Origin of the sequence: Vibrio sp. GLN_1, assembly GCF_043106015.1 — a bacterium.
Taxonomy (GTDB): Bacteria; Pseudomonadota; Gammaproteobacteria; order Enterobacterales; family Vibrionaceae; genus Vibrio; species Vibrio parahaemolyticus.
Genome location: NZ_JBICMD010000035.1, coordinates 177,327 through 194,949 on the forward strand (window position 1 = coordinate 177,327; position 17,623 = coordinate 194,949).

At 46.1% G+C, this 17,623-nt stretch carries 18 protein-coding genes; 16 read left to right on the plus strand and 2 right to left on the minus strand.

Annotation, left to right across the window (positions count from 1 at the left end):
- The first annotated feature begins 1 nt into the window (after position 1).
- From ACF8OV_RS15940 to ACF8OV_RS16015, 16 genes are all read left to right on the plus strand, one after another.
- Entirely contained in the window at positions 2–2,236 is a 2,235-nt protein-coding gene (locus ACF8OV_RS15940; protein WP_203505170.1) for a chemotaxis protein CheA, read from the plus strand.
- 24 nt (positions 2,237–2,260) lie between these two features.
- Entirely contained in the window at positions 2,261–3,370 is a 1,110-nt protein-coding gene (locus tag ACF8OV_RS15945) for a chemotaxis response regulator protein-glutamate methylesterase (protein ID WP_203505168.1), read from the plus strand.
- An 8-nt stretch (positions 3,371–3,378) separates the two neighbouring features.
- Positions 3,379–4,158 (plus strand): ParA family protein, encoded by a 780-nt coding sequence (locus ACF8OV_RS15950; protein ID WP_005479466.1) that lies wholly within the window; start codon positions 3,379–3,381, stop codon positions 4,156–4,158.
- Entirely contained in the window at positions 4,148–5,230 is a 1,083-nt protein-coding gene (locus ACF8OV_RS15955) for a chemotaxis protein CheW (protein ID WP_317675853.1), read from the plus strand. The genes ACF8OV_RS15950 and ACF8OV_RS15955 overlap by 11 nt, the downstream gene beginning before the upstream one ends.
- Positions 5,231–5,265: 35 nt before the next feature.
- The gene (locus ACF8OV_RS15960; protein WP_005438733.1) at positions 5,266–5,760 is read left to right on the plus strand and encodes a chemotaxis protein CheW; all 495 of its coding nucleotides are present in this window, start codon (positions 5,266–5,268) and stop codon (positions 5,758–5,760) included.
- A gap of 14 nt (positions 5,761–5,774) precedes the next feature.
- The gene (locus tag ACF8OV_RS15965; protein WP_021449899.1) at positions 5,775–6,266 is read left to right on the plus strand and encodes a DUF2802 domain-containing protein; all 492 of its coding nucleotides are present in this window, start codon (positions 5,775–5,777) and stop codon (positions 6,264–6,266) included.
- Between the two features lie 199 nt (positions 6,267–6,465).
- On the plus strand, positions 6,466–7,083 hold the full coding sequence (ccmA, locus tag ACF8OV_RS15970) for a cytochrome c biogenesis heme-transporting ATPase CcmA (protein WP_025517244.1): 618 nt from the start codon (positions 6,466–6,468) through the stop codon (positions 7,081–7,083).
- Between the two features lies 1 nt (position 7,084).
- Complete coding sequence (ccmB, locus tag ACF8OV_RS15975; RefSeq protein ID WP_005457672.1) at positions 7,085–7,753, plus strand: heme exporter protein CcmB; 669 nt, start codon at positions 7,085–7,087, stop codon at positions 7,751–7,753.
- Between the two features lie 109 nt (positions 7,754–7,862).
- Positions 7,863–8,612 (plus strand): heme ABC transporter permease, encoded by a 750-nt coding sequence (locus tag ACF8OV_RS15980; RefSeq protein WP_025528086.1) that lies wholly within the window; start codon positions 7,863–7,865, stop codon positions 8,610–8,612.
- A gap of 6 nt (positions 8,613–8,618) precedes the next feature.
- On the plus strand, positions 8,619–8,825 hold the full coding sequence (gene ccmD, locus ACF8OV_RS15985; protein ID WP_005457743.1) for a heme exporter protein CcmD: 207 nt from the start codon (positions 8,619–8,621) through the stop codon (positions 8,823–8,825).
- Positions 8,822–9,307 (plus strand): cytochrome c maturation protein CcmE, encoded by a 486-nt coding sequence (gene ccmE / locus ACF8OV_RS15990; protein WP_005457727.1) that lies wholly within the window; start codon positions 8,822–8,824, stop codon positions 9,305–9,307. The genes ccmD and ccmE overlap by 4 nt, the downstream gene beginning before the upstream one ends.
- A complete protein-coding gene (locus ACF8OV_RS15995) occupies positions 9,304–11,280 on the plus strand; it encodes a heme lyase CcmF/NrfE family subunit (RefSeq protein ID WP_005484508.1) in 1,977 nt (658 codons plus the stop codon). The genes ccmE and ACF8OV_RS15995 overlap by 4 nt, the downstream gene beginning before the upstream one ends.
- 1 nt (position 11,281) lies before the next feature.
- A complete protein-coding gene (locus ACF8OV_RS16000; protein ID WP_005457723.1) occupies positions 11,282–11,836 on the plus strand; it encodes a DsbE family thiol:disulfide interchange protein in 555 nt (184 codons plus the stop codon).
- Positions 11,833–12,318 (plus strand): cytochrome c-type biogenesis protein, encoded by a 486-nt coding sequence (locus tag ACF8OV_RS16005; RefSeq protein ID WP_005457737.1) that lies wholly within the window; start codon positions 11,833–11,835, stop codon positions 12,316–12,318. Before ACF8OV_RS16000 ends, ACF8OV_RS16005 begins: the two co-directional genes overlap by 4 nt.
- Positions 12,318–13,535 (plus strand): c-type cytochrome biogenesis protein CcmI, encoded by a 1,218-nt coding sequence (ccmI, locus tag ACF8OV_RS16010; protein ID WP_005479509.1) that lies wholly within the window; start codon positions 12,318–12,320, stop codon positions 13,533–13,535. The genes ACF8OV_RS16005 and ccmI overlap by 1 nt, the downstream gene beginning before the upstream one ends.
- A gap of 250 nt (positions 13,536–13,785) precedes the next feature.
- The gene (locus tag ACF8OV_RS16015; RefSeq protein WP_011106038.1) at positions 13,786–14,562 is read left to right on the plus strand and encodes a VacJ family lipoprotein; all 777 of its coding nucleotides are present in this window, start codon (positions 13,786–13,788) and stop codon (positions 14,560–14,562) included.
- Between the two features lie 86 nt (positions 14,563–14,648).
- Here the strand turns inward: ACF8OV_RS16015 and ACF8OV_RS16020 are convergent, their stop codons facing one another.
- Together ACF8OV_RS16020 and ACF8OV_RS16025 are read right to left on the minus strand one after the other, a co-directional pair.
- Complete coding sequence (locus ACF8OV_RS16020; protein ID WP_203505164.1) at positions 14,649–15,968, minus strand: outer membrane protein transport protein; 1,320 nt, start codon at positions 15,966–15,968, stop codon at positions 14,649–14,651.
- A 309-nt stretch (positions 15,969–16,277) separates the two neighbouring features.
- Entirely contained in the window at positions 16,278–17,528 is a 1,251-nt protein-coding gene (locus tag ACF8OV_RS16025) for an outer membrane protein transport protein (protein WP_274055959.1), read from the minus strand.
- Between the last annotated feature and the right edge of the window lie 95 nt (positions 17,529–17,623).

Genomic DNA, 17,623 nt, shown 5'->3' on the forward strand with positions numbered 1-17,623 from the left:
TATGAGCTACGATTTAGACGAAGATATCCTTCAGGACTTTCTAATTGAGGCCGGAGAAATCCTAGAGCTGCTTTCTGAGCAGCTGGTTGAGTTAGAAAACAATCCAGAAGATAAAGACTTACTTAATGCTATCTTCCGCGGTTTCCATACCGTGAAAGGTGGTGCCGGTTTCCTATCCTTAGCAGAACTGGTCGACACCTGCCACGGTGCAGAGAACGTGTTCGACGTGTTGCGAAATGGCCAACGTTCTGTAACGCCAAGCCTCATGGATACCATGTTGAAGGCGTTGGATACGGTAAATACCCAGTTCCAAGCTGTGCAAGATCGAGAAGCGTTAGAAGCTGCAGACCCTGCGTTGCTAGATGAACTGCACCGTCTATGTAAGCCTGAGTCTGAAGACGAAGTAGCTACAGTGGTTGAAGAACCTATCGTTACTCCAGAACCAGTTATCCCAGAACCTGCTAACGAAGTGCCAGCTGCCCCTGCAGCCGACATAACGGAGGCGGGTTCTATAGGTTCTGTCGACGAAATTACTCAAGACGAGTTTGAAAAGCTTCTTGATGAGCTGCACGGTAAAGGTGCTGCACCAGGCGCATCGACATCAGCTCCAACAGCGGCTGCACCTGTTCAAGCAAGTGCGCCTGTTCTGGACAATGGCGATATCACCGATGACGAATTCGAACGTCTTCTCGATGAATTGCATGGTGTTGGTCAGAGCCCTTCAGCAGCAACAGCCATTCCTGCAGAGACGCCTAAAGCACCAGAACCTGTTGCTCCTGCGGTTTCAGCTGCCTCAGGCGATAGCGACCTGATGACTGATGAAGAGTTTGAGAAGCTGCTTGACGAGCTACACGGTGCGGGCAAAGGCCCAACGCTTGAAGAGCTTGATATGGCAACTAAGCCTGCTTCCGCTCTAGCTCCAGAAGCGCCAAAACCAGCACCTGTTGCGCAGCCTGCTCCGGTTTCAACGCCAGCCTCTGCTCCAAAGCCGGCAGCAAAACCTGTGGCGGTGAAAGAGGAGCCAAAAGCGTCTGCACCAGCGGTGAAAAAGCCACAAGCAGAAGCGACGGTACGTGTTGATACATCAACGCTAGATACCATCATGAACATGGTGGGTGAGCTCGTGTTGGTACGTAACCGCTTATTAAGTCTTGGTTTGAACAGCGACAATGAAGAAATGTCGAAAGCTGTGGCAAACCTAGACGTTGTTACTGCAGACCTTCAAGGTGCAGTAATGAAAACGCGCATGCAGCCAATTAAGAAAGTATTTGGTCGTTTCCCTCGCGTTGTACGTGACTTGGCGCGTAACCTAAATAAAGACATCGTGCTGGAAATGCGCGGTGAAGAAACCGATCTCGATAAAAACCTGGTAGAAGCGCTAGCGGATCCATTGATCCACTTGGTGCGCAACTCGGTTGACCACGGCATTGAAATGCCAGAAGACCGCGTAAAAGCGGGTAAATCGCGCACTGGTAAAGTCATCCTATCTGCTTCACAAGAAGGTGACCATATCGAATTGGCTATCGTTGATGACGGTGGCGGTATGGATCCTAATAAACTTCGTGGCATTGCGGTAAAACGCGGCATGATGGACGAAGATGCAGCAGCGCGTTTATCGGATAAAGAGTGTTTCAACCTTATCTTCGCCCCTGGCTTCTCAAGTAAAGAGAAGATCTCTGATATTTCAGGCCGCGGTGTGGGTATGGACGTAGTTAAGACGGCGATCAACACCCTAAACGGCTCTATCGACATCGATTCAGAGCTGGGCAAGGGCACGAAGATCACCATCAAAGTGCCACTGACTCTAGCGATTTTGCCGACCTTAATGGTGGGTGTTGGCGGTCATCCGTTTGCACTACCACTTGCGTCAGTAAACGAGATTTTCCACTTAGATTTAAGCCGCACCAACGTGGTAGATGGTCAGTTAACCATCATCGTTCGCGATAAGTCTATTCCACTGTTCTACCTACAAAACTGGTTGGCGTCTAAGTCTCCTCGCGTGGAGCAACGCATCGGTCATGGTCATGTTGTGATTGTGCAGATCGGCAGTCAACGCGTTGGTTTTGTCGTCGACACGCTTATCGGTCAAGAAGAAGTGGTTATCAAGCCATTAGATAACTTATTGCAAGGTACACCAGGTATGGCTGGTGCGACGATTACCAGTGATGGTCACATTGCATTGATTCTTGATGTGCCAGATCTATTGAAGCAATACGCAGCAGCTTCGCGCATCTAAGCTGACGTAAAGAAAAGGAACAAAATGGCGATTAAAGTACTAGTCGTTGATGATTCGAGTTTTTTCCGTCGTCGCGTAAGCGAAATCATCAACTCAGAATCGCGCCTAGAAGTGATTGACGTTGCGGTAAATGGCAGAGAAGCGGTCGAAAAAGCCAAAGCTCTCAAGCCGGACGTCATCACCATGGATATTGAAATGCCAGTTATGGATGGCATTACGGCTGTGCGTGAAATCATGGCCGCATCTCCAACGCCAATTCTGATGTTTTCGTCCCTGACTCATGATGGGGCGAAAGCAACTCTTGATGCGTTGGACGCTGGTGCTCTGGACTTCTTACCGAAGAAGTTTGAAGATATTGCACGTAACCGCGATGAAGCGGTTTCGCTGCTTCAGCAACGTGTCATTCAAATTGCCTCCAAGCGTGCTTTCATGCGCCGTCCTGTAGCGCGTCCAGCTGCTGCAACTAGTGTTGCGCGCCCACTGGCTTCAAGAACCGCTGCGCCTGCCGCATCGGCTCCGGCTCGACCGGCAGCAACCAAGTTCCGCGCATCGGGTAAGAAATACCAGTTAACTGCGATTGGCACATCCACTGGTGGCCCAGTTGCTTTACAAAAAATTCTTACTCGTCTGCCGATGAACTACCCACATCCAATCGTGCTGATTCAGCATATGCCTGCGACATTTACGGCGGCATTTGCAAGTCGATTGAACACGTTGTGTAAGATTCAAGTGAAAGAAGCACAAGACGGTGATGTGTTACAAGCTGGCGTGGCTTACCTAGCGCCAGGCGGCAAGCAAATGATGATTGATGGTCGTGCAGGTGCTGCTCGCCTTCGCATCATTGATGGCGGTGATCGCATGAACTACAAACCGTGTGTGGATGTGACCTTTGGCTCAGCGGCGAAAGTTTACGGCGACAAAGTGCTTTCTATGGTGCTCACCGGAATGGGTGCAGATGGCCGAGAAGGTGCACGTATGCTGAAATCGGCAGGCTCAACCATTTGGGCACAAGACGAAGAAAGCTGTGTGGTTTACGGTATGCCTCAAGCTGTTGCTAAAGCGGGCATTTCTTCTGAAGATTTACCTCTTGACCGAATTGCAGAACGCATGCTGGTGGAAGTGGGTTTAGCGTAGGATAAATCATGATCGTTTGGAGTGTAGCTAACCAAAAAGGTGGGGTAGGTAAAACCACATCAACAGTGACACTAGCAGGTTTGTTGAGCCAGAAAGGTCATCGTGTATTGATGGTCGACACCGATCCTCATGCGTCACTGACGACTTATCTTGGTTACGACTCAGATACCGTGTCATCAAGCTTGTTCGATCTGTTTCAGCTAAAGACGTTCACTCGCGATACGGTTAAGCCGTTGATCTTAGAAACCGAGTTGGAAGGAATGGACATCATTCCTGCGCACATGTCATTGGCTACGCTAGACCGCGTAATGGGTAACCGCAGTGGCATGGGGTTGATTTTGAAGCGCGCACTTCAAGCGGTTTCGCAAGATTACGACTACGTGTTGATCGATTGTCCACCAATCCTTGGTGTGATGATGGTTAATGCACTCGCGGCGAGTGATCGTATCTTGATCCCAGTACAGACTGAGTTCCTCGCGATGAAAGGCTTGGAACGTATGATTCGTACGTTGACGATCATGCAGAAATCACGTCCAGATGGGTTCAAAGTCACCATCGTACCAACCATGTACGACAAGCGAACTCGCGCTTCGTTGCAGACTTTGACGCAACTGAAAAAAGACTACCCGAACCAAGTGTGGACTTCCGCAGTACCGATTGACACCAAGTTCCGAGACGCAAGTTTGAAACACTTACCAGCGTCGCACTTTGCATCCGGTAGCCGTGGTGTGTTTGCGTACAAACAGCTATTGATTTACTTGGAGAGGTTAGCGTTCGATGAGCAGTAACAGCGTACTTTCCAGCGAGCAGGCGCTTGATGATTACTTCAGCGCATTACTCGGTGAAGAAGTTGAGGTGACTGATCTCGAACATGAGCTTGACTTGCTCGCCCAGGAACTATCCTCTTCAGAGCCAGAGCCAGAGCCAGAGCCAGAGCCAGAGCCAGAGCCAGAGCCAGAGTCAGAGCTAGAGCCAGAGTCAGAGCTCCAGATGCAATACGCAGAGTCAGACTCTTACCAGTTTCGCGAAAACTACGCACCGCAACTGGAAGCGCCGAATTTAGAAGACGTTCAAAGGTTATTGAGTCAACTCGAATCGACCAATGTCGTAGATGAGTTAGACATAGACGACATTTTGGAACAGAACACCATCGACATTGCGATTCACGCAAAGTCGATACAACCAGACGTTGAAGTAGCTGTTGAGTCACCAATAGAAGTGGTTGAAGAAATTCAAGAATGGGTGATAGAAGAGCCTGTTTCTGAAGTCATTCAAACTGAGGTAGCTCAAGTCGAAGCGGTAGAAGTTGTTCCTGAGATAGAACAAGACATCGCGATAGAACAGCAAACCGAAACGCAACTGGAAACCGAGGCGAGCCCTGCGATCCCCAATACGTGGGAAGGCACGCAAAGAAGTGAAGATTTTCAAGTGCTTTACTTTGATGTCAACGAAGTGACATTTGCCGTACCGCTCGATGAATTGGGTGGCATTCATCGCATTACCGAGCTCAACCACCTTATTGGTCGACCAGCCTGGTACTTAGGTTTACAGACGAACCGCGAACAGCAGTTTGATGTCGTCGACACTGCAAAGTGGGTGATGGCAGACAAACTTCGTGGGGATGAATACAAAGATAACTACCAATACGTTGTCATGCTTGGTGAAAGCATGTGGGGTTTGGCCAGCAACCAACTATTGGGTACTGAAACCCTAAATGGCGACAATGTTCGTTGGCGAGAACAAGCGGGTAAACGCCCTTGGCTAGCGGGCATGGTGAAAGAAAAAATGTGTGCTTTAATTCATGTCCAAGCACTTATAGACATGCTAAACGCCGGTTTAGATGTAAAATCACTGAATTAGATTTAAGTCGGGAACGACATTAACGAGGATTAACTATGTCTCAAGCTTTTGAAGTAGAAGTGAAGAAAGATACATCGAATGACGAAGTTCTTCAGTGGGTGACGTTCCAACTAGAAGAAGAAACGTACGGCATCAATGTAATGCAAGTTCGTGAAGTTCTTCGTTACACTGAAATTGCTCCAGTTCCAGGTGCGCCAGATTACGTACTAGGTATCATCAACCTACGTGGTAACGTTGTAACGGTTATCGATACACGTTCACGCTTCGGTTTGATGGAAGGCGAAGTAACTGATAACACACGTATCATCGTGATCGAATCAGAGCGTCAAGTTATCGGCATCTTGGTAGATAGCGTTGCTGAGGTAGTTTACCTACGTTCTTCTGAGATCGACACTACGCCTTCTGTAGGTACAGACGAAAGCGCGAAATTCATCCAAGGTGTAAGCAACCGTGACGGTAAGCTTCTGATCCTTGTTGATTTGAACAAGCTGCTAACTGACGACGAATGGGACGAGATGGCTCACCTATAATTGGCTGAATGATGATGGCTGAAGATACTTTTTTATCTGTACCATTCCTCGCGGGTGGCGTTGCGTTTATTGTATTGGTGTTGGTTGTGTTGCAGCTGCGCATTCGTGCTAGTTTGCAAAAGCAAATGGACCAACAGCGAGCGCAGGCACGACACGCGGATAAAGAAGTGCAGAAGCTGAACAAACAGCTACTAGAGGTACGTTCGGTTGTAGTTGGCCTTGGCCAAAAAGTAACTGAGCAGCAAGATATCATCCAACATCTTAATGAGCGAATTCGCGAACTCGAACACGCTGATACTGATGGTCGCTTATACAGTAGAGCAACCAAAATGGTGCAGTTAGGGGCTGATATCAACGAGCTAATCGAAGAGTGTGAACTGCCAAAAGCAGAAGCAGAGTTGATGCTCTCTTTGCAGAAAAAACTGGCTGGAAAAGAGAAGATCCCGCCATTAAGCAGTCAACCTTCCGATGATTCGAATTACCCACCACGTGGGCGTCGACGATAAAGAGAATAAAAAGAAGCTTCGGCTTCTTTTTTTATATCTAAAATAAAAACTTATAGCCACTTATGGTTAATTTTATCAAAGTGTGACAGTAAGTTAACAAAAATACATGAACTTACATACATCCCTGCTTTCTTATCCTGTTTTGTCACAAGTAAGCTGTGTTAATATAGCCCTTCGTTCCTTATGAAGTTGAAGCCCTATGTTAGAAGTGTCTAACCTGACTGCGATCCGTGATGAAAGGGTCCTGTTTGAAAACCTGCAATTTGAAATTAAGCCTGGTGAGTTAGTCCAGATCGAAGGGCGTAATGGCACAGGTAAAACGACGCTACTGCGCATTATTACAGGGTTAGGCGATAGAGAAGAAGGAATGATCAAGTGGAAAGGTGAAGAGGTTGAAAAATCTCGTGATGTCTTCCACCAAGACTTGCTATTTCTCGGCCATCAAACTGGCGTAAAGCGCGAACTCACCGCATTTGAAAACTTACGTTTTTACCAATCTATTCAAAATAACAGTACTTCCGATGAAGAAATCTTTACTGCTTTAACCCAAGTGGGGCTTGCGGGGCGAGAAGATGTACCTGTAGCACAACTTTCTGCGGGTCAGCAGCGTCGCGTTGCTTTGGCTAGACTTTGGCTAAGTAAGCAGATTTTGTGGATTTTGGATGAACCACTAACAGCAATCGACAAACAAGGTGTCAAAGTGCTTGAAGCTCTGTTTGCTCAGCATGCCAATAACGGTGGCATTGTGATGTTAACGACGCACCAAGATATGTTTGCTGACAGCCCTAAACTTAGAAAAATAAAATTGGGTGATTGATATGATTTCGGCCATGACAACTATTATTCGCCGCGAACTCTTGATTGCATTTCGTCGCCAAGCCGACATTTTGAACCCGCTTTGGTTCTTTATTATTGTTATTACTTTGTTTCCATTGAGTATTGGGCCTGAACCTAATTTGTTAGCACGTATTGCAGCGGGCATTGTTTGGGTTGCCGCATTGCTATCGGCATTATTATCATTAGAACGTCTATTTCGTGATGATTTTCAAGATGGTGCGTTAGAGCAAATGATGCTCATGCCAATTCCCTTGCAACTTGTGGTGATATCTAAGGTCATAGCTCATTGGGTGCTAACGGGATTACCGCTGATTTTGATCAGCCCGCTATTGGCAGTATTACTTTCTCTGGATTTCAACACTTGGTTGTCTGTGGTGCTCACGTTAATGATTGGCACCCCGACACTGAGTTTTATCGGTGCTATTGGTGTGGCGCTGACAGTTGGGTTACAAAAGGGCGGCGTTCTTTTGAGTTTGCTTATTCTTCCGCTCTATATCCCAATTCTGATTTTCGCAACATCGGCGATTGATGCTGCTGCGTTAGGTATGGCGTATAACGGTCAACTGGCGATTTTAGGTGCAATGTTAATGGGCGCGATAACTCTCACGCCATTTGCAATCAGTGCCGCGTTGCGAGTTAGTGTTAACTAACTCAATAAAGTGTCATTAACACGACGCTTGATCAAAGAATTATTATTAAAGCACTGCTACGGTCTCGACCCCTTAGACAGTGTCCCTGAAGTAAGAGTGAGAACTAAACATGTGGAAATGGCTACATCCTTATGCCAAGCCAGAAGCAGCTTACCGTTTGAGTGGTAAGTTCTTACCTTGGTTTTCTGTATTGGCCCTCGTATGCCTAGCGGTAGGTACCGTTTGGGGACTGGCGTTTGCGCCTTCTGATTACCAACAAGGTGACAGTTTCCGAATTATTTATATTCATGTTCCATCTGCTATTTGGTCTATGGGCGTGTACATGTCGATGGCGATTGCTGCCTTTATCGGTTTGGTTTGGCAAGTTCGCTTATCAGATATGGCCGCTCTTGCGATGGCACCGATCGGCGCAGTATTCACCTTTATTGCTCTTCTGACCGGTGCTGTTTGGGGTAAACCGATGTGGGGCACTTGGTGGGTATGGGATGCTCGTCTTACTTCTGAACTTATTCTTCTATTCCTTTACCTTGGTGTGATAGCACTTTACCACGCGTTTGATGACCAAAAAACGGCTGCAAAAGCAGCGGGTATTTTGGCGATTGTTGGCGTAGTGAACCTGCCAATCATCCACTTCTCTGTTGAATGGTGGAACACGCTTCACCAAGGCGCAACAATTACGAAATTCGAACAACCTTCAATTTCATCCGACATGCTTTGGCCACTGTTGCTGAACATCTTTGGTTTTGCGTTCTTCTTTGGTGCTGTGACTATGGTGCGTTTCCGTAACGAAATCATCAGTAAAGAAAGTCATCGCCCTTGGGTTCGCGATCTCGCAACAGACAAAAACTCAGTGAGGTAATTAACGATGCACTTTGAATCTCTGAGCGACTTTTTTGCCATGGGTGGCTATGCGTCATACGTATGGAGCGCGTTCGGCATTACTTTTTTATCAATGCTTATCCTTCTAATCACCAGCCTACGTCGCGGTGATGCATTAATGAAAGAAGTGAAAGCGAAAATTGACCGTCAAGCGCGTATTGACGCAGCGAAGAATATGGAGAACACCTTATGAACCCGAGACGTAAAAAGAGGCTAGGTATTGTTCTGGCGATCTTTATCGGTATCAGTGCCACCATCGGTTTGATGTTATATGCGCTTAACCAAAATATGGACCTTTTCTACACGCCGACTGAACTGGTCAACGGTAAGCCAGATGGTACTAAACCTGAGGTTGGTCAGCGTCTTCGTATTGGTGGTATGGTGGTTGTAGGCTCGGTTCGTCGTGATCCTAACTCTCTTAAAGTGAGCTTTGATCTGCATGATGTGGGTCCAAAAGTAACGATCACTTACGAAGGTATTCTTCCTGATTTGTTCCGTGAAGGGCAGGGCATCGTTGCGCAAGGTGTTCTAAAAGACGCAACGACAGTTGAAGCGTTTGAAGTTCTCGCTAAACACGACGAAGAATACATGCCGCCTGAAATTGCAGAAGCCATGAAGAAAACGCATGAACCATTGCAATACAGCAGTGAACAAAAACAAGGAAGCGGCGAATGATTGCTGAAATCGGCCATTTTGCCCTCATTTTATCTTTAGCGATGGCGGTACTGCTTTCTGTACTGCCGCTATGGGGCGCATCAAACAATAATACGATGCTGATGAATACCGCTCGACCGCTGTCTTGGTCGATGTTCATCATGCTGTTTTTCTCGTTCGTGATTTTGTGTTGGGGTTTTTATACTAACGATTTCACTCTGCAATACGTAGCAAGTAACTCAAACAGCCAACTGCCTTGGTACTACCGTTTGACAGCGGTATGGGGTGCACACGAAGGTTCCCTATTGCTTTGGGTGCTTATCCAAGCAGGTTGGACCGTCGCGGTTGCTACATTCAGCCGCGGTATGCCACAAGAGTCGGTTGCACGTGTACTTGCCGTAATGGGTATGATCTCAGTAGGTTTCCTACTGTTTATTATCTTAACGTCAAACCCATTCCTACGTACGTTACCGTTCTTCCCTGTTGATGGTCGAGATTTGAACCCGCTTCTGCAAGACCCTGGGCTGATTGTGCATCCACCAATGCTGTACATGGGTTACGTCGGTTTCTCTGTTGCGTTTTCGTTCGCGATTGCCTCTCTAATGACCGGTCGTCTTGATACAGCATGGGCACGCTGGTCTCGTCCTTGGACAACGGCGGCTTGGGTATTCCTAACTCTGGGTATCGCACTAGGTTCTTGGTGGGCTTATTACGAACTAGGCTGGGGCGGCTGGTGGTTCTGGGATCCAGTAGAAAACGCATCCTTTATGCCTTGGCTAGCAGGTACTGCACTTATGCACTCGCTAGCAGTAACGGAAAAACGCGGTACATTTAAAGCTTGGACAGTATTGCTAGCGATCTCTGCATTCTCGTTGAGTTTGTTAGGTACTTTCTTAGTTCGTTCGGGCATTTTGGTGTCGGTACACGCGTTTGCGTCCGATCCTTCTCGCGGTATGTTTATCCTTGGTTTCCTTGTCTTCGTTATCGGTGGTTCTTTACTGCTATTCGCGGTGAAAGGTGCGGCGGTACGTGTTCGTGGTAACTTTGATTTAGTGTCGCGCGAAAATGCACTTCTTGCCAATAACGTCTTGCTAATTGCAGCTCTTGTGGTTGTTTTAGTTGGTACGCTGTTGCCATTAGTTCACAAGCAGCTCGGTTTGGGCTCGGTTTCTATCGGTGCCCCATTCTTCGATATGCTATTCGCATGGCTGATGATGCCGTTTGCCTTCTTGCTAGGTATCGGTCCTCTTATCCGTTGGAAGCGTGACCAGTTATCTTCGATTGTGAAGCCTATGCTTGTGTCGGGCACTGTGTCTCTGGCGTTGGCGGCGGTTTGTGTATTCCTATTTGCTGATTTCTTCTCAGTGATGGCGTACATCGGCTGGGTTATGTCGATTTGGATCGTGGCAATGCATGCGTTCGAATTGCATGAGCGTGCGACGCACCGTCACAGTTTTGCTGAAGGTGTTCGTAAGCTTCAACGTAGCCACTGGGCGATGATGTTTGGTCATATCGGTCTTGCTGTGACGATCATTGGTATCGCTATGGTACAAAACTACAGCATTGAGCGTGATGTGCGTTTAGCGCCAGGTGAACACTTCCAAATCGAAGGTTATGATTTCTACTTCTCGGGTCTTCGCGATAAAGACGGTCCGAACTATGATGGTTATATCGCTGATTTCGAAATCACACACGATGGTAAGTACATCAATACACTTCATGCCGAGAAGCGTTTCTACCGCACCGCGAAGTCGATGATGACAGAAGCGGCCATTGATCGTGGTATCACTCGCGACCTTTACATCGCGATGGGGGAGCGTTTGGAAGATAACCGTTCTTGGGCGGTGCGCATTTACTACAAACCGTTCGTACGTTGGATCTGGGCTGGCTCTTTGATCATGGCATTAGGTGGCGCACTAGCGATTTCTGATAAGCGTTACCGCTTCCGTAAGTCATCGAAAAAGAACGCAAAGTCAAACGAGCAGGTAGCATAAAATGAATAAGAAAATCTTGTTTATCCCGTTGGTTGCTTTCTTAGTTCTGGCGGGGATCTTCGCAACACAGTTGGTTCGTAACCAAGATGGGGACGACCCAACAAAGCTGGAATCTGTTTTAGTTGGCAAACCTGTTCCTAAGTTTCACTTAGAAGACTTGGCCGAACCGGGTAAACAGTACGATCAGTCGATTTTTAAAGGTGAGCCTCTGCTGTTAAATGTGTGGGCTACATGGTGTCCTACTTGCTACGCAGAGCATAAATATCTCAATGAACTTGCTGGTAAAGGCGTGAAGATCATCGGTATGAACTACAAAGATGATCGAAACAAAGCGATCGGTTGGTTGAACGATTTAGGTAACCCATACCTAATTAGTCTGTTCGATGGCAGCGGTATGTTGGGTCTGGATCTTGGTGTGTACGGCGCACCGGAAACCTTCATTATCGATGCGAATGGTGTCATTCGTTACCGTCATGTAGGTGATGTTAACCCTCGAAATTGGGCTGACACGTTAGCACCAATGTACAACCAGCTGGTTGAGGAGGCGAAGCAATGAGAAAAGTGATTTTAGCAGTGTTTGCAGCCCTAACATTCTCGTTGGCGGCACATGCTGCAATTGAAGTGTATGAGTTTGACAACTTAGAGCAGGAGCAACAGTTCAAAGAGCTGGGACACACATTGCGCTGCCCTAAATGTCAGAACAACACCATCTCTGATTCGAATGCCGAACTTGCTCAAGACTTGCGCCACAAGGTCTACGAAATGACGAAAGAGGGCAAGTCAAAAGAAGAGATCGTCGATTACATGATCGCGCGCTACGGCAACTTCGTGACTTACAATCCGCCATTCACTATGTCGACAGCGATTTTATGGCTTGGTCCACTGGCTGTGGTTTTGGGCGGTTTTGGTTTGATCGTGCTTCGTAGCCGAAAGTCAAAAGCAAAAGTCACGGCAAACAACGACGAGAAATGGGACGAGCAAAAAGAAGCGCGTTTAAAGGCACTGCTTGAAGAAGAGAATAACGGAGATAATAAGTAATGACTCTATTTTGGATTTCCACCGTTATTCTTACGTTGATTGCTTGTGCGTTAGTTGCGCTGCCTCTTCTGAAGCAGAAAGCAAACAACGACGACATCTTACGTGATGAGTTGAACAAAGCTTTTTATAAAGATCGTCTTTCTGAGCTTCAAGAAGAAACAGAAGAAGGTCTTGTCGAGAGTCAAGAAGATCTGATTTCTGATCTTAAGCAGTCACTTTTGGATGATATTCCTGCGCAGAAAATGAGTCAGGAAACCAAAGTCTCGCCGATGGCAGTGCTTATTCCTTCTGTGATTCTTACGGTTGCGTTAAGTTACGGGCTTTATTACAAGTTTGGCGCATCTCAAGATGTTGTGAAATGGCAAGAGGTTACGTCTAACTTGCCAGAGCTTTCTAAGAAGCTGATGTCGTCGTCGTCTGAACCTCTGAGCGATGATGAAATGGCTGATTTAACGTTAGCACTGCGCACGCGCCTGCATTATCAGCCAGAAGATTCAACCGGTTGGTTGCTACTCGGTCGTATTGCATTAGCGAACCGCGATGTGACGACAGCCATCGATTCTATGAAAAAGTCGTATGCTCTTGAGCCAAAAGATCCTGACGTTATGTTAGGTTACGCTCAGGCGTTAATGCTTTCTCAAGACGAGATGGACCAAGCAACGGCTCGTTCTTTACTTGGTAAGCTCATGCAACAAGATTACGTGGATTTACGCGTGTTCTCATTGCTCGCATTTGATGCATTTGAACGTAAAGATTACCCCGCAGCAATTAAATACTGGGGCATTATGCAGCAGATGATCGGTCCTGACGATAGCCGATACGAAAGCCTTTCACGCAGTATCGACCATGCACGCAAACAAATGGGTGAAGTGGTTTCTCCGGATAAAAGCGTGGCAGTAACGATTAATGTCGCACCTGAAGCACAACTTGATCCTAACGCGGTATTAATTGTCTCAATTCATCGTGCTGATGGTTCACCAATGCCGGTTGCAGCCGCTCGCTATCCACTTGGTTCGTTCCCACGAACAGTGGTGCTAGATGACGGTAACGCGATGATGCAAGGGCAAAAACTATCATCGTTAGAAAAACTTATCGTGCGTGTACGTGCTGATTCTGATGGCAACGTTGCAACGCGCGACCAAGATTGGCATGGCGAAAGCGATGTGGTTGAATTCGGTCAACCGGTTGCAGTGACCATTGATAAACAGTATCAATAGTTAGTTGTTGTCTCTGATATATGACACTTAGTCAATGTCGGGCCCATTTAGTGGTATGACTCTAAACTATCAAGTAAAATGACCAAGGCCAGCATTTGCTGGCCTTTGTTTATATACTCAAGTGACTTTTAAAATGTATTTATCGCTAACATTGAGCTTGTTGGTTGTTCCTGCATTTGCTTTTTGGCGTTGGTCATACATTTTTAAATGAGGTTGCTTAAGTATATTAATAGTCGTTATGGAACATAGAATGTATAACAAGGGTAAATCCTACCTAATGTTACTGTTAGCACTTGGTCTTGTTGGCTGTTCGAGTGCGCCTGAGGAGGCAGTAACAAGTGAAGGAGAGACAAATCAAACGACTTCTGATGTGTATGATCCGTTAGAAGGCTTTAACCGCACGATGTGGGAAATCAACTACGAGTACTTAGATCCGTATTTGGTTCGTCCTGTGTCGATCGCGTACGTTGAATACACACCTGTGCCTATTCGTTCCGGTATCGCCAACTTCTTGTCAAACCTTGATGAACCATCAAGCATGGTGAACAACCTTTTGATGGGTAACGGTAGCAAAGCGGTGGATCACTTTAACCGTTTTTGGATTAACTCTACGTTCGGTATTCTCGGTGTATTTGACATCGCAACTGCGGCGGGTATCACCAAGTACGACAATAAAGAGTTCAGCAGTGCTGTTGGTCATTATGGCGTAGGGAATGGCCCATACTTTATGATACCTGGTTATGGTCCTTATACTTTGCGAGAAGTGACAGATACCGTCGATGGTATGTATCTCCCATTATCTTACTTGAATATTTGGGCTGGTTTAGGGAAGTGGGCATTAGAAGGTTTGGAAAAACGAGCGTTGCTTGTACCGCAAGAAGCACAGCTTGATAGTTCTCCAGATCCTTATGTACTGACTCGAGATGTGTATATTCAGCGTCAAAACTTTAAAGCAGAAATCGACACGGTAGAAGAAGTGAATCCGGAAGAAGAAGCGTTGTTAGACGAATATCTAGATGAATTCTAATCGTTGATGTTTCAAATAAAATGAACGCAATAAAAAAGGCTTAGCAAGTGCTAAGCCTTTTTTGTCTCTCAATTTTTAACGAGTAATTAGAAACGGTAGTTCGCTTGAACACCGATTAGCCAAACGTTACCCGTTGTTTCACCAACGAATTGACCGCCAACTACTTCAGCTGAATCGTCTGACTTGTAGCCACGAGACTCAACGATTGGTGCGTCTTTCGCGATAATGTAAGTGAAGCCAGCGTCTAGGCTGAAGTCTTTCGTCCAGTCATAAGTTGCACCGATGCTTAACCAAGTACGGTCTGTTTCTGGAATAGTGATCGTGCGGTTCTTATCACTTACAGCAGACGTATCGTATGCAATACCAGTACGTAGGGCTACCTTAGGTTGAAGTTGGTAAGTCGCACCAACTGCAAAGCGGTAGTTATCTTCCCAGTTTTCCACTTTCACCATGTGTGTACCAGCGGTTTCTAGGTGAGCTTCTAGCTTCTCGAAAGAACTCCAGTCAGTCCAGTTGAAACTTGCGTGTAGCGCAAGTTGGTCTGTTACTTGGTGGAAGCTCGCTAGTTCAGCCGTTGCTGGTAGGTTTAGGTACATGTAGCCATTGTCACGCAGCTGTGGAAGCTTAGGAGTACCGAAGCCAAAACCAAGGCCCTCAGCATGACCTTCAAGCTTTAGCTCAACCTCAGATTTGTACGTGAAACCGATGCGGTTGTTTTCATTGATCTGCCACGCTGTACCCAATTGCCAACCCCAAGCCGTATCGTCACCTTCCATGTACTTAAGAGTCGTACCTCGAGGTTTTTGTAATACGTTTACTTTAGGAGTCGTAGCGCCAAAACTTCCTTCACCGATGATGTAACGAATACCACCACCAATACTTACCGCATCATTAATTTTGTATGCTGCGTTTAGGTTTGCTTCCATTGTGGTTACGCTTGCTTCGTTACCAAAATGAGAGGCGGCAAAGCCTTTGCCTAGATCCGTTTCCATACCGTAGTTCGTACCGAACGCTAGGCCGATTGCGAATTGTTCGTTGTATTGGTGTGATAGGTAGAAGTTTGGAATGATCGCATCATGTGCGAAGTCATCTGAAGAGGTTGAAGAGGAGTTAATTACACTCTGATTTACTGGATGCTTAAGTGTGGTTTGACCATTGATATCAATGTTTGGATTTACATAGATGGCACCAACAGACACTTGAGTGCCCTCTAGGTAAGTAAGCATTGCTGGGTTACGCCATTGAGAACTTGCGTTGTCAGCCATTGCTGCTTCACCAGCGTAAGCACGACCTAGACCTGTTGCAGAATATTCAGCTAATTGGAAGCCTGCTGCATTTGCCATGCCTGAAGTGCCAAGTAGGCTAAGTGCTACTGCTGTTGATAGGAAAGTCTTGTTGGTTTTCATTCTAATGTTCGCTGAATTAATTATAACGTGGGGCAAAAGTCTAAAGGTAGAGTTATTACTTTAGAAATGAAAATCCGGAACATGAATGTATTTGGTGTTTTGTTCTAATTTGTTGTTTGTTTATGGTTTTATAATCTAACCATGATAGTAGAATGAAAAAAAATCAGCGAACACCTGTGAGGTCTAATTGTGATTTTTAGATACACGTGTTCACTCAAATTGAGCGGACGATAAGTGTTAGATAAGAAAAAAGGCTGGAAATCCAGCCTTTTATATAGAGTTTACTTACATTAAATATAAGGAATTTTCTTAGAAGCTACGGCTGTATTGTAAGCCAAACAGGATAGCGTCTGCGTGCGTTGTAGCTGTTACACCTGTAGAAAGACCAGGGGCCAATTGAGTATTCTCATTGACTTTTACATCGTCACCTAGCAAGTATGTGAAGCCAAAATCAATGTTTGAGCTTTTGTCGATATGGTAAGAGAAACCTGTTGAGAACCACTGACGATCTGAATCTGGTACCGAGATAGATGTTACCTTATCTTGAGCGCTGGTGTCGTACATGTAACCAGCACGAAGTGTCCAGTTATTGTTTAGGTAGTAAGTACCACCAATTGCGTAGTGCCAGCCATCTTGCCATTGATAGTCTTTCGAGTAACCACCTTTAAGCAACCCTTGATTTAGGTTTTCAAAATCAATTTGGTCGAAATCTTTCCAACCAATGTATTGGATGCTGTAATGTACGGCAAACTTGGTATCTTGGATTTTGTGGAAGCCAGAAAACTCAGCCATATCTGGTAGAGGTAGAGTGATTTCCTGACCTTTATCGTCTTTTGCCGTAAATTCTGGGCTATAACGATACGCTAGACCAAAACGGTTGTTTTCATCCAGTTCGTACACGGTACCAACGTTGAAACCAACAGCCCAACCATCAGCTTTATCTACATCTAGTATTTTTTTGCCGCCAACAAGTGGAATAGAAGAGCTGGTTGTACGTTTCATCGTGCCTTGACCGTAGATTAAATCAACGCCTGCACCAAAGCTCCATTGTTCATTTAAGCGGTAAGAGCCAGCAAGACCAAAGTTTGCGCTCTTAACGTCAGTTAAGCCGCCGTATTCAGTTGCTGTGTAGTTATCTGAAAACTCAGTTTTAGTACCGAAGTTTGAGTAAGCATTTACGCCCCAAGCAAACTTGTCGTTTACTGGAACGATTAGGTGAATGTTTGGCGCGATTGACGTGTCGCCCACATCATCTGTGTCAGCAACATCAACGCTCTGACCCATGAAATTTCTGTATTTCGCATCTTTCACTTCAATCATTGAAGTAATGCTTTCAAAACCAAGTGACAGCTCCATTTTATCAAAAAGAGCCATTGCCGCTGGGTTACGAGCCATTACTGACGCGTTATCGGCGATTACTGCATCACCAGCAAACGCACGGCCGATGCCAGTTGCTGATTGAGCGTTAATTTGGAAACCTGCTGCCATCGATTGACCTGAGGCAAAAGCTACCGTTACTGCTAGGAGAGTCTTTTTAAACAGACGCGTATTCTGAGTCATTTGTTTTTCCTTATTAGATTCGTCTCTCTGGACGATAAATTGAGCTTTTGCTCAGTGGCGCAGATAGTAGTATCAAGAGTGGGCTAGACAAATCC